The organism is Ruegeria sp. AH3 (assembly GCF_056536265.1).
The window spans coordinates 3,365,647-3,378,980 of record NZ_JBQFJL010000001.1; the positions used below are offsets into that span (position 1 = coordinate 3,365,647).

At 55.5% G+C, this 13,334-nt stretch carries 11 protein-coding genes; 5 read left to right on the plus strand and 6 right to left on the minus strand.

Going from position 1 to position 13,334, the window contains the following annotated elements; genetic code table 11:
* Position 1 precedes the first annotated feature (1 nt).
* From ACR3EM_RS16950 to ACR3EM_RS16975, 6 genes are read right to left on the minus strand one after another with little or no spacing between them, the layout of a single operon-like run.
* Positions 2–529, minus strand: a complete 528-nt coding sequence (locus ACR3EM_RS16950; RefSeq protein ID WP_480471812.1) for a D-glycero-alpha-D-manno-heptose-1,7-bisphosphate 7-phosphatase — start codon at positions 527–529, stop codon at positions 2–4.
* Positions 526–1,566 (minus strand): Gfo/Idh/MocA family protein, encoded by a 1,041-nt coding sequence (locus ACR3EM_RS16955; protein WP_480471813.1) that lies wholly within the window; start codon positions 1,564–1,566, stop codon positions 526–528. Before ACR3EM_RS16955 ends, ACR3EM_RS16950 begins: the two co-directional genes overlap by 4 nt.
* Positions 1,567–1,575: 9 nt before the next feature.
* A complete protein-coding gene (locus ACR3EM_RS16960; RefSeq protein WP_480471814.1) occupies positions 1,576–2,601 on the minus strand; it encodes a GHMP family kinase ATP-binding protein in 1,026 nt (341 codons plus the stop codon).
* The gene (locus ACR3EM_RS16965; RefSeq protein ID WP_480471815.1) at positions 2,598–3,326 is read right to left on the minus strand and encodes a nucleotidyltransferase family protein; all 729 of its coding nucleotides are present in this window, start codon (positions 3,324–3,326) and stop codon (positions 2,598–2,600) included. Before ACR3EM_RS16965 ends, ACR3EM_RS16960 begins: the two co-directional genes overlap by 4 nt.
* 5 nt (positions 3,327–3,331) lie before the next feature.
* Positions 3,332–4,267 carry an NAD-dependent epimerase/dehydratase family protein gene (locus tag ACR3EM_RS16970; protein WP_480471816.1) on the minus strand — a complete coding sequence of 312 codons (936 nt, stop codon included), beginning with the start codon at positions 4,265–4,267 and terminating at the stop codon, positions 3,332–3,334.
* Positions 4,264–4,968, minus strand: a complete 705-nt coding sequence (locus ACR3EM_RS16975; RefSeq protein WP_480471817.1) for a transaldolase — start codon at positions 4,966–4,968, stop codon at positions 4,264–4,266. Before ACR3EM_RS16975 ends, ACR3EM_RS16970 begins: the two co-directional genes overlap by 4 nt.
* Positions 4,969–5,158: 190 nt before the next feature.
* On the opposite strand from ACR3EM_RS16975, the gene ACR3EM_RS16980 reads away from it, so the two are divergent.
* The 5 genes from ACR3EM_RS16980 (at position 5,159) to rpoB (ending at position 13,317) form a co-directional block, all read left to right on the plus strand.
* Positions 5,159–5,962, plus strand: a complete 804-nt coding sequence (locus ACR3EM_RS16980; RefSeq protein ID WP_480471818.1) for an SDR family NAD(P)-dependent oxidoreductase — start codon at positions 5,159–5,161, stop codon at positions 5,960–5,962.
* Between the two features lie 60 nt (positions 5,963–6,022).
* Positions 6,023–7,252: a glycosyltransferase gene (locus tag ACR3EM_RS16985; RefSeq protein WP_480471819.1), complete on the plus strand. Its 1,230-nt coding sequence runs from the start codon at positions 6,023–6,025 to the stop codon at positions 7,250–7,252.
* Positions 7,253–7,957: 705 nt separating this feature from the next.
* Positions 7,958–8,476, plus strand: coding sequence for a 50S ribosomal protein L10 (gene rplJ / locus ACR3EM_RS16990; RefSeq protein ID WP_010441181.1), 519 nt, complete (start codon positions 7,958–7,960; stop codon positions 8,474–8,476).
* A gap of 79 nt (positions 8,477–8,555) precedes the next feature.
* The gene (gene rplL / locus ACR3EM_RS16995) at positions 8,556–8,930 is read left to right on the plus strand and encodes a 50S ribosomal protein L7/L12 (protein WP_155142436.1); all 375 of its coding nucleotides are present in this window, start codon (positions 8,556–8,558) and stop codon (positions 8,928–8,930) included.
* A gap of 250 nt (positions 8,931–9,180) precedes the next feature.
* Positions 9,181–13,317, plus strand: coding sequence for a DNA-directed RNA polymerase subunit beta (gene rpoB, locus ACR3EM_RS17000; protein WP_480471820.1), 4,137 nt, complete (start codon positions 9,181–9,183; stop codon positions 13,315–13,317).
* The last annotated feature ends 17 nt before the right edge of the window (positions 13,318–13,334 follow it).

Genomic DNA, 13,334 nt, shown 5'->3' on the forward strand with positions numbered 1-13,334 from the left:
GCTATGTGATCGTGTCGAGGGCGATATCTACGGCCCCCAACAATGTGTCCGCGTGGTGGTCAGCCTCGACCCCGTTGTTGTAAGAGGTATGAATCAGAATAGTGGTCATTCCGGCGGCGGTTCCTGCCAGCATATCCTTGGCGGTATCACCGATCAAAACACTGCGACCCAGGTCGATCTGCCATTTGTCTGCTAGGGCAAGAAAAGCACCGGCTTTCGGCTTTCGGCAATTGCAATTGTCCGCGTCATCATGGGTACAGCAATATATCTGATCGGGGCCAAGCACGGCCTCGATCCTTGCGTTCATCTCGCCCAAGGTATCTTCAGTCAGTTTTCCGCGGGCAACATCGGGTTGATTGCTGACAACGAGCACTGGGAATTCACGTGAATGCAACCGGTCTGCGACCTCAGACAACCCATCGGAAAGCCGAAAGTCGTCTAGGGTGCGCGGCGAATACCAACCACCATCACGCGAGACGACTTCGTTCAGAACGCCATCGCGATCGAAGAACAGCGCCGGTCGTTTCACGAAACCTTCTCCAGCTGTACCGGAATGTCTGTCTCGGACGACTCATATATCGCTTTCAAAGTTCGCATGACGCCGACACCTTCAGCGAAATCCCCCCAGATTGGATTTCCCGTTTGGATTCCCGACAGGAAATCCTGCCATTCCAAATCCCAACTTTCGTCAGCACCTTCATACGAGAGGGTTTCCATATCCGGTACACCGCCTTCAGGCCTGCGGATCGCTTGAGTCAGCGTCTCAGTCCCATAGCTGCGCCCCAACCCTTCGATCACAAGGGAGCCCAAGGTGCCAAAAACCTCGAAAGAGAACAGGTTCTTCCATTGCGTCCAGGCGGTGTGAAAACTGGCAATCCGCCCGTCCTGCCATCGCAAAAGGGCAAAACCATTGTCTTCGAGGTCGCCCAAAGGCCAAACTGCGGTCTGAAGGCATCCGTAGGCCGAGTTTGGCTCTGCCTTCATGAACCAGTGAATCAAGTCGATGATATGGACGCCTTGATCCGTCAACTCTCCGCCACCGGCCATTTCACGATTTCCGCGCCATTCCTTTTCGTAGCCTGGACGCCCACCATGGCCATAGCGGGCGCGAATATGGATAATGTCGCCGATCACTCCGTCAGTCATCCTGCGATGTGCCTCGGTCAGGGCAGGGTGATAGCGATGGTTGAACCCGATCTTCAGTCGCCGTCCAGTGGCCTCAGCCGCTTTCTGCATTGCAAGCGCCTCGGACAGGTTTCTGCCCATCGGCTTTTCCACCAGCACATGACACCCAGCTTCCAGCGCTACCACGGAAATCTCGGACAGCCCCGCATTGGGTGTTGCCACGCAAACAATATCTACGCCTTGCGCTGCGATCGCGTCGCGCCAATTCGTGAAAGCCTCGGCGTGGTGTTCGGCGGCCAGTTCCTGAGCGGTCGTTTCGAAAACATCCGCAACGGCCACAAGTCGCGTTTTAGGATGTCGCGCGGCCACGTCCGCCCGACGTTTGCCGATCAGACCACATCCGATGACTGCTACGCCTAAGGTTCCATCCAGTTCCGCCATGTCCGCACCTTAACGACCGCGTATATTTGCGACTGTCGTCGAGCCGTCGAAATCGATGCCGTATTGGATGCGTGGCATTCCACGCGCGGCCATATACGCCTCGAGCTTTGCGGGATTTTTGGCGCAATAAAGCATCAAAAAGCCACCACCTCCTGCCCCGATGATCTTGCCCCCCAAGACATTGTAGTCGGCGCGCACTTCGTCGTAGAGCTGGTCCCAGCCATCAGAGGAAATCTTTGAAGACATCCGCCGTTTGTTCATCCAATGCTCGTGCAGCGACAAGCCGAATTCGTCGAATTCCTGCGATTTGATCTGATCCAGAATTCGATAGCCAAGATCCTTGATCGCATCGAGACTGTTCTGAACCTGATTTGATCCACCACCCCCGCTCGCCTTGGGGGCAACTTTTTTCATTGCTTCGTCTTGATCTTTCAGCACCGCTTCGGCACCGCGTCGTGTGCCGGTATAGTAGATATGCGTATTGCCCGTCAGGTCGGCGAGCGCGGATTCACCGAGATCAACTTCTGTAACCTTGACGGTGCCGTCTTTTGCGATGTCGAGTTGTGTTAGACCACCAAAGGCAGCCATATACTGGTCCTGCTTCCCAATACCCTTGTTGAGAACATTGAGTTCGATATCGCAGGCCTCTTCCGCAACCTCCTGGATCGATACAAAGTCGCGTTTTTGAGCGCGCAGCGCTGTCAGGAGCCCGACAAGATAGCAGCTGGACGATCCCACACCGGTGCCTGCCGGGATGTCGGCGAGCGACGAAATCTCAATCCGCTCATCGAAGCCATGGCGCAAGAGGGCTTCGCGCGCCAGTTCATGTTTCAAATCTCGTGCGTTATCGACCTCTTCGGCCTGCGTGTAGTTTATTCTGACCTTGGTATCTACGACTTGCCGGTTCACACAGACATACATGTACTTATTCAGGCACATGGCAAAGATGAAGCCGCCATCCTTCTCATAATATGATGGCAGATCTGTACCGCCGCCGCCCAAAGTGACTCGAAACGGTGTACGCGTGATTATCATGACAAAATGACCTTTCCAGATTGAACAAGATCTTCGGCAGTGGAAAAAGACTCGGGCGTATCAATGCCCAGGCAATAGCCGGAAACTGGCGCTGCATAGACAGATTGATTTTCTGCCAACAGCGCTGGAAATACATCTTTCCCGAAATCAAAAAAGCTTGCAGACGGAATTGTTTCGAGCACGCACGGTTCCAACACGTAGATACCTGCGTTGACGAGCGAAGAAATTTCATCGCCGGCGCCTTCGACGAATTCCACTATTCGGCCTGCATCATCCACCGCGACTCTACCCCCGGCAATGCCGGTATGAGGGTGGACGTTGCGGTCAAAGACCGCAACTGTAGCGATCGCACCAGTTGCTTCGTGTTTTTCCAGCAGCGCCTTCAGGTCGGTATTAAGCAGGTTGTCGCCGTAGACCACCAGAAAGCGACCGCCGAATTTATCGCCAATCTGCTTTGCGGCGCCCGCTGTACCCCGTATTTCAGGCTCATGCGAATATGAGACCGAGAGGCTGAATTGCTGTCCGTCACCGACAAAGGCAGTTATGTCTTCGGGGCGATGGTGAAGATTGATGAATACCTCTTTCACGCCTTCACGTGCGAGCCAGCGCAAGTTACGTGCCAAAATCGCGTCGCCGCCAATTTGCAACAACGGTTTTGGACGCCCACCCGAGATCGGTTCGATCCGCGTGCTCTTCCCGGCGGCCAGGACAAGGGCTTTGGGCATCAGGGTCACAGACGGATCAACCCTTCTTTGGCCAGATAGTCGATCATGGTCTTGAGGCCAGCATCAAGCCCTATCTGCGGCCTCCAACCAAGCCCGCGTGCGCGGGAGATATCGGCAAGCGTCTCTTCAGCCTCACCCGGCAGATCAGGCTTGTGTTCGGGCGGATAATCCTTGCCCATCAAAGCGGCAACGTGATCGTATATATCGCGCACGGAATAGTTTTCGCCGGCGCCCAGATTGTAGACTTGGCCATTGGTTCGCTGATCTGTAATGCACAGCTCGTGAAAGCGGTTTACGTCGTCCACGTGAATGAAATCCCGGCGCTTTCCACCTGTTCCAAATATTGTTGGTGCCTTCCCCTCGGCCAACCGCATAATAAAGGCACTCATAACCGGTGGGATCGACCGTCTATAGTCCTGCTTCGGGCCATAAACGCAAAAATAGCGGAGCGCGGTCGTCGCAACGCCATGATATTCCGAATAGGCGTCAGCGAATGCCATCGAGGCCGCCTTTGAAATGGCATAGAAACTTTTGGGATGCAGTTCTTCCTCGGGCGTCGGCAGTACCTGCGATCCTTCATACAAGGCTGAGCTTTCAGCGTAGATTACCTTCGCCGCTTTCTTCCGCCGCGCCGCTTCAAAAACATTGACCGAGCCGGCCACGTTGATTGATGCCGTCTCCACCGGGTCGTCCTGGCAATCCGCGATACAATTTTTGGCAGCAAGGTGGAAAATCACATCGCCTGTCTGTATCACGTCAATCAACTGCGGATCACGTATATCGATCTCGTGAAACGTACAATCGTCCGGTATCTGGCTCTTCAGGCCATAGGCAAGATTGTCGATTCCGACGACATGATATCCTCTGCCCAGCAGGTAATCCGCCAGATTGCTGCCGACAAAGCCGGCAACGCCTGTAATAACAATACGTGGTTTGTTCACAATGTGTATCCGGCCGCAGTCGCGTCGTCATAGAACATCTGCACAGTCTCAAGCGAGTATTCAGCCAGATCCTTGCCGAAAGTTCCGGTCGCCTTAATCAAATCCGGAGTGATGGTGATGATATGACACCCAGTCTCCTGCGCCTGGATAATGTTCAGCGCTTCCCGTGGGCTTGCCCAAAGAACCTCGGCGGCTGGATAGCGAGCAGCCATAGCAACAGCAGCTTTCATTACCGGCATCGGGTCAATGCCCGCGTTGGCAATACGCCCGGCAAAGATCGAGATCACGCTGGGGGTCTCGGGGCTCAACGATTGCAGCACGTCATTGACTTGCTCAAGGGTAAAAATTGCGGTGACGTTCAGCTTCACCCCATCAGCGCTGAGGCTTTTGAGAATTGGGCCGGTGAATTCACCCTTTGTGTTTGTCACCGGAATCTTGACATAGACATTGTCGCCCCAACTGTCGATCAGGCGCGCTTGACGCTCCATCTCGGGCAGATCATCTGAAAACACTTCGAACGAAATGGGCGCGTCTGTGATCTTGTTTAATACGTCTTTGGCGAAGGAGGCGTAGTCCGTAATCCCGGCCTTCTTCATAAGTGTCGGGTTGGTCGTAAATCCCGAAACCTTCCCGCTTGCCTTGGCTTCAAGCATATCATTGATATCTGCACCATCGGCATAGAGTTTAATCGTCAATTCCATAGTAAAATCCCAAATGGTTAACCGTTACACATCAATTCACTGACCGGGAAACCAACTCTTATTACAACTGAATAACAAAAAGTCGTCACCCGAGAGGCTCTAGACAGGTTAAAGAACTAGCTTATCACTTCTTGTAAAGATAGCTCTTTATAGAGAATTTTAGCAGGTCTTTGACTAACCGGAGGGGCAAATGTCACGGAGTGTAGTGGTTTTTGGAGGTGCACGTGGCATCGGTGCGACGGTAGCCAAAAGCTTCGCAGAAATTGGGGATAATGTTGTAATTTCTGCCCGAAATCCAGAAGAGGTCGCAACCACCGCCAGAGCAATCGGAGCCAAAGGGCAGGTGTGCGATATTACTGATACGGCGGCTGTTCGGGCAGTACTGGCCACCGCGGGACAACCGGACATTGTAATCAACACGGCGGCAATTCAGGGCGGTCGTGGCGCAATTGGCCCCATTTGGGAAACAGACCCGGAAGCGGTTGCAGCGACGATCAGAATCAATCTGATCGGTGCCGTCAATGTCATTCGCGAATCGCTGCGGGTCATGCGGCCAGTCGACAACGGAGTCCTGATACAGTTTTCAGGCGGCGGCTCTACCGCGCCCCGTGCGGGTTTTGCGGCATACGGTGTCAGTAAGACCGGGGTACTCCGTTTGGTCGAGACCGCCCAAATGGAGCTGGAGGCGGAGGGGTCGAAAATTCGCTTATTTGCCCTTGCGCCGGGCGCAGTTGCAACGGCAATGACCCGTGAAGTTCTGGAAAATGAAGATCGGGTTCCCGAAGAGGCCAAAGAGGCGGGTGACATCGCGGGCGGTCGCGCCGGAGTGTCCCCTGATCTTGCCGCCGAGCTTTGCCAGTTTCTGGCCAGCGACCAGGCAACGCCACTATGCGGTCGGTTGATCCACGTGCTTGAGAAGTATCGAGACTATGTTGGATTCGATCTTGGGCCCAATGACGGAAGACTGAGGCGTGTGGATTATACCTCTGCTTGATTCTTAATTCGTCGATCGCTAGCCTCGCCCGCGTGCAACGCTATTTCTTCGGGTAATTTTATGTCTTCAAGACGATTTGGTGTGTTTTCTAATGTGTTAGCGATCAAGCGCGCCAACGGAAAATTTGTTCTCGCGGGTCGTCAGATCAGCGGCATGGAGGCACATGGGAGGCACTGGAGCGGCCCGCTGACCTGCGTCTGTGAGCCCGCTCCGGAAGCCCGTTTGCACGAAGATGTCGATCGATTGCTGGGCGGTGATAACGTTGAAGTCGATCAAGCCGATTTGCCCTTTGATCTGGTTGTTGCGGATTTTGAAAGCGACGAAGCGCGTCAAGCGCTTTCAAGCATGACCGCTGCAGTTGCGGGTATCGGTTACCGCGCCACTCATCTTTCACGCTGGGGGCAAGAATTGGGCGTGCCCGTTGTTTATGGCAGCGAGTATTCCCTACGCACCAGATTGCAGATTGTTCATGCGGAAACCAGCAACCCAATTAAAAGATTGCGGCGCACGATCTGGGAACGAAACCTTGAGAGACGGCAGCAAGCCGCCATACGCATCGCCGCCGGAGTACAATGCAACGGAACTCCAACTTATGACGCCTATAGGCGGATTAATGACCATGCCATGCTGTTTTTTGATGGTCGTTTGGGCGATGAAATGCTGGTTGGCGAAGACAAGCAAGACGCACGTCATGCTCGTCTGACATCAGAAGAGCCACTTAGGCTTGCCTGGTCAGGGCGGATCAATAGAATGAAAGGTGCCCACCATATTCCCAAAATTGCACAAGAAATTCGAAAAACGGGTGTCCCGTTTACATTTGATGTATTTGGCGACGGTGTCCTGCTCGACGATCTAAGGGCGGAAACTGCTGCCATGGGTCTTGACGACATTCTTACGTTCCACGGATTTGTGGATTACTATAAAGAGCTTACTCCATTCATGCAGCGCGAAGTCGATATCTGGGTCTGCCCGCACGTGCAGGGAGACCCGGCAGGCGCCTACATGGAAGCTTTAGGCAACGGCACCCCGATATTGGGTTTTGACAACGAGGCACTGAATGGGCTGCTGGCGAGAGTGGACGCTGGTTGCATCGTCCCCATTGGGGATGCCACAGCGCTTGCGCAAGAAGTGGCGCTTGCCCATAGAAACCGAGACCGCATCAAGTTTTGGTCAGACACAGGAAGAAGTTACGCCGCTGAACACACATTCGAAAAGAGCTTTGCCCGACGAATGGAACACATTGATAGCTTGCTTATCCAAAACTCAGCGCGCCCGGCAGCATCGCGCTAACAGTCTTTTGGGTGGGGCTCTTTTCTTTTCGAGGAGCCCCGAGAGTTCGCAAAATAAGGACGGTCAACCGAAACATTTGTTTGGGTGAAACCAGTTAGCATCGAGTATTGTTCCTCTGCCGAGAGCACACATCATTGCTGCCACATTCACATTAGAACCTAATGAGCAATTGACCGTCAAACTTCATGCATTCAATCGGTTCTCACTGGGCAATTAACCTACGGCTTATCGACCTGCACCATCAGTTTTTCGCCTAATTTAGCGAAATCCGGAGTAGTCACTGTATCTTGGCGTAGCATCCGGTTCAAACCGCGAATGTCGCTGTGAGGTGCCGCATGTATGTGTATTCGGATAACCCGTTATCAGCTAGACGGGTGTGGTAAATTGCAAGCTGTTCAAAAGTAGAGCATGAGTGGCTGATCGCACCATTTTACCCCTTGGAAATCCCGCACATCTGTCCTAAGTAAAGCCACGGAATAAAGCGTGCGATTCGTCGTGCGCTTTATTTTGTTTCGTCCAAGACGGTGGGTGGTGCCATACGGCCCCTTAATTCCCTGCCTGAGACGGGTAAGACCAAAGAATTCTGAGGGTCACGATCCTCGGGCGCATTTTGGCCAATCCCGTAACAACGGACCTGAACGCCGGAGGCTTGCCTTCGGCAAATATGAGCCGGGGTGAGTGATCGCCCCAAACTTGGAGAGAACTGTGGATAGAGCCCAGAAAGAGAAAGTGGTCGAGGAACTCGGCCAAATCTTCGAAAGCTCTGGCGTCGTAGTGGTATCGCACTACGCCGGTCTGACAGTTGCCGAGATGCAGGACCTTCGCGCACGTGCCCGTGACGCGGGTGGTGCCGTGCGTGTTGCCAAGAACAGGCTCGCCAAAATCGCCCTTGAGGGTAAGCCGTGTGAAAGCATGGCCGACCTGCTGACAGGGATGACCGTTCTGACCTATTCCGAGGATCCCGTGGCAGCAGCCAAGGTGGCCGAGGACTTCGCCAAGGATAACAAGAATTTTGAGATCCTCGGCGGTGCAATGGGCGAGAACGCTCTGGACCGCAAAGGCGTCGAAACAGTTTCGAAAATGCCGTCTCGTGAAGAGCTTATTGCTTCGATCGTGGGCTGCATTGGCGCACCTGCTTCGAACATCGCCGGCGCGATTGGCGCACCTGCAAGCAACATCGCAAGCATCCTTTCCACCATCGAAGAGAAGGCGGAAGCTGCGTAAGCGGTTGGCACTGAATGATCTGCGTAGGGGAAATCCCCTGACGTTGGAACACACACTGTAAACGGAAAGAGCTGATAAAATGGCTGATCTGAAAGCACTCGCAGAAAGCATCGTGGGTCTGACCCTGCTGGAAGCACAAGAACTGAAAACCATCCTCAAAGACGAATACGGCATCGAGCCCGCAGCTGGCGGCGCCGTAATGGTTGCAGCTGGTGGCGACGCCGGCGGTGCAGCTGAGGAAGAAAAAACCGAATTCGACGTCGTTCTGAAGAACGCCGGCGCATCGAAAATCAACGTCATCAAAGAAGTTCGCGGCATCACCGGCCTGGGCCTGAAAGAAGCCAAGGAACTGGTCGAAGCCGGCGGCAAGATCAAAGAAGGCGTGGACAAAGCAGAAGCAGAAGACATCAAAGGCAAGCTGGAAGCAGCTGGCGCCGAAGTCGAGCTGGCCTAAGCTTAGTCTCTGGTGCATCGCTGATGCGCCGAAAAATTTGGCTGGGTCCGGAGAAATCCGGATCCAGCCGAACCTGTCTTAGAAAGGGCCTCAATATCTGGGGCGTTTTCTAAGACACGGTTTTCGGATCGGGAGGCTGCCTTCGGGACGGTGGCCATGAATTGATCCGGACGTGTTGTCTCGATTGTGCAAGATGCCGGGGCCCGACGGTGTCTTTGCCCGCTGAGAACATCGAAAGGTGACATCTGACATGGCTCAAACGTTCCTTGGCCAGAAACGTCTTCGTAAATATTACGGCAAAATCCGCGAAGTGCTGGAGATGCCGAACCTCATTGAGGTGCAGAAATCTTCTTATGATCTTTTCCTGCGCTCCGGCGATGCAGAGCAGCCCACAGACGGCGAAGGCATCAAAGGTGTGTTCCAGTCGGTTTTCCCGATCAAGGATTTCAACGAAACCTCCGTTTTGGAGTTCGTGAAATACGATCTGGAAAAACCCAAATACGACGTCGAAGAGTGTATGCAGCGCGATATGACCTACAGCGCGCCGCTCAAGGTCACTCTGCGTCTGATCGTGTTTGATGTCGATGAGGACACCGGCGCGAAATCGGTCAAAGACATCAAAGAACAGGACGTGTTCATGGGCGACATGCCCCTGATGACGCCGAACGGTACGTTCATCGTGAACGGCACCGAGCGTGTGATCGTCAGCCAGATGCACCGCTCGCCCGGTGTGTTCTTTGACCACGACAAGGGCAAAACCCATTCCTCGGGCAAGCTGCTGTTTGCCTGCCGCATCATCCCGTATCGCGGCAGCTGGCTGGACTTTGAGTTCGACGCCAAGGACATCGTGTTCGCCCGTATCGACCGTCGCCGCAAACTGCCTGTGACAACCCTGCTGTATGCGTTGGGTCTGGATCAGGAAGCGATCATGGACGCGTATTACAACACCGTGTCCTACAAGCTGGACAAGAAGAAGGGTTGGGTCACACCGTTCTTCCCCGAGCGTGTGCGCGGTACCCGTCCGACCTATGATCTGATCGACGCGAAATCCGGTGAAGTGATTGCCGAAGCTGGCAAGAAAGTCACCCCGCGCGCGGTGAAGAAGCTGATCGACGAAGGCAACGTCACCGACCTGCTGGTCCCGTTCGACAACATCGTCGGCAAATTTGTCGCCAAGGACATCATCAACGAAGAAAACGGCGCGATCTATGTCGAAGCCGGTGATGAGTTGACGCTGGAATACGACAAGGACGGCGACCTGATCGGTGGCACCGTCAAGGACCTGATGGATGCGGGCATCACCGATATCCCGGTTCTGGACATCGACAACGTCAATGTCGGCCCCTACATGCGCAACACCATGGCTCAGGACAAGAACCTGAACCGTGAAAGCGCGCTGATGGACATCTACCGCGTCATGCGCCCGGGCGAGCCGCCCACCGTCGAGGCTGCGTCGGCCCTGTTCGACACTCTGTTCTTCGACAGCGAGCGCTATGACCTGTCCGCTGTTGGTCGCGTGAAGATGAACATGCGTCTGGCTCTGGACGCGCCGGACACCCTGCGCACCCTGCGCCGCGAAGACATTGTGGCCTGCATCAAGGCGCTGGTTGAACTGCGTGACGGCAAAGGTGACGTGGACGATATCGACCACCTCGGCAACCGTCGTGTGCGTTCGGTTGGCGAACTGATGGAGAACCAGTACCGCGTTGGCCTGCTGCGCATGGAGCGCGCGATCAAAGAGCGTATGTCGTCGGTCGAGATCGACACCGTCATGCCGCAAGACTTGATCAACGCAAAACCGGCCGCGGCTGCTGTTCGTGAATTCTTTGGCTCCTCGCAGCTGTCGCAGTTCATGGACCAGACCAACCCGCTGTCGGAAGTTACCCACAAACGCCGCCTCTCGGCGCTTGGCCCCGGTGGTCTGACGCGTGAGCGTGCGGGCTTTGAGGTGCGTGACGTACACCCGACCCACTATGGCCGGATGTGCCCGATTGAAACGCCCGAAGGTCCGAACATCGGTCTGATCAACTCGCTGGCCACCTTTGCCCGCGTGAACAAGTATGGCTTCATCGAAACACCTTACCGCGTCGTCAAAGACGCCGAGGTGACGGATGAGGTTCATTACATGTCCGCGACCGAGGAAATGCGTCACACCGTGGCGCAGGCGAACGCGACGCTGGATGCCGATGGCAAGTTCATCAACGATCTGGTCTCGACCCGTCAGGCCGGTGACTACACCCTCGCCCCACGCGAGAATGTGGACCTGATCGACGTGTCGCCGAAACAGCTGGTCTCGGTCGCTGCATCGCTGATCCCGTTCCTTGAAAATGACGACGCCAACCGCGCTCTGATGGGCTCGAACATGCAACGTCAGGCGGTTCCGCTGCTGCGGGCCGAGGCACCGCTGGTCGGTACCGGGATCGAGGAAAAGGTCGCGATCGACTCAGGCGCTGCGATTCAGGCGAAACGCGCCGGTATCATCGACCAGGTCGATGCCCAGCGTATCGTTATCCGCGCCACCGAAGATCTGGAACTGGGCGATGCTGGCGTTGACATCTATCGTCTGCGCAAATTCCAGCGTTCGAACCAGAACACCTGCATCAACCAGCGTCCGCTGATCAAGGTGGGTGACACCGTCCAGAAGGGCGAGGTCATTGCCGATGGTCCGTCGACCGATATGGGTGAACTGGCCCTTGGTAAGAACGTGGTCGTCGCGTTCATGCCGTGGAACGGTTACAACTACGAAGACTCGATCCTGATCTCGGAACGTATCGCGCGTGACGACGTCTTTACCTCGGTCCATATCGAGGAATTCGAAGTCGCCGCCCGTGACACTAAGCTGGGCCCGGAAGAGATCACCCGCGACATCCCGAATGTCGGTGAAGAAGCGCTGCGCAACCTCGACGAGGCCGGCATCGTTTACATCGGCGCGGATGTAGAGCCGGGCGATATTCTGGTCGGCAAGATCACTCCGAAGGGCGAAAGCCCGATGACCCCGGAAGAAAAGCTGCTGCGCGCCATCTTTGGTGAAAAAGCATCTGACGTGCGCGACACCTCGCTGCGTGTGAAACCGGGTGATTACGGTACGGTCGTGGAAGTCCGCGTCTTCAACCGTCACGGCGTCGAGAAAGACGAGCGTGCGCTGCAGATCGAGCGTGAGGAAGTCGAACGTCTGGCCCGTGACCGGGACGACGAGCTGGCGATCCTGGATCGCAACATCTATGCGCGTCTGCAAGGCCTGATCCTGGGTAAAACCGCTGTCAAAGGCCCGAAAGGCGTCAAGGCAGGCTCGGTGATCACCGAGGATCTGCTGGAAACCCTGACCCGTGGTCAGTGGTGGCAGCTGGCACTGGAAGGTGAGCAGGACGCACAGATCGTCGAAGCTCTGAACGAGCAGTACGAAGTGCAAAAACGTGCTCTGGACGCCCGTTTCGAGGACAAGGTCGAGAAGGTCCGCCGTGGCGACGACCTGCCGCCGGGTGTGATGAAGATGGTCAAAGTTTTCATCGCTGTGAAGCGTAAGCTGCAGCCGGGCGACAAGATGGCCGGTCGTCACGGGAACAAAGGTGTGATCTCCAAGGTTGTTCCGATGGAAGACATGCCGTTCCTGGCCGATGGTACGCCGGTTGACTTCTGTCTGAACCCGCTGGGTGTGCCTTCGCGTATGAACGTCGGTCAGATCCTTGAAACCCACATGGGTTGGGCCGCGCGCGGTCTGGGTCTGAACATCGACGACGCTCTGGGTGAATACCGCCGGTCCGGCGATCTGACCCCGGTGCGCGAAGCGATGAAGCTGGCCTATGGCGAGGATGTCTACGAAGAAGGCATCACCGGTCTGGACGAGGATGGCCTGATCGAGGCTGCGGGCAATGTGACCCGCGGTGTTCCGATCGCTACCCCGGTCTTCGACGGTGCCAAGGAAGCAGACGTCAACGACGCGCTGGTGCGTGCGGGGTTCTCGGAAAGCGGTCAGTCGGTTCTGTTCGACGGTCGTACCGGTGAGCAATTTGCACGCCCTGTAACCGTGGGCATCAAGTACCTGCTGAAACTGCACCACCTGGTGGACGACAAGATCCACGCGCGTTCGACCGGGCCGTACAGCCTGGTGACCCAGCAGCCGCTGGGTGGTAAGGCGCAGTTTGGTGGTCAGCGCTTTGGTGAGATGGAAGTCTGGGCTCTGGAAGCTTACGGCGCCGCCTACACCCTGCAGGAGATGCTCACCGTGAAATCGGATGACGTCGCCGGCCGGACCAAGGTCTATGAGTCGATCGTCAAGGGCGAGGATAACTTTGAAGCGGGCGTACCGGAATCGTTCAACGTTCTGGTTAAAGAAGTCCGTGGCCTCGGCCTGAATATGGAACTCCTGGATGCGGAGGTTGAGGAGTAAGGGCCTTGCCCTTTCTC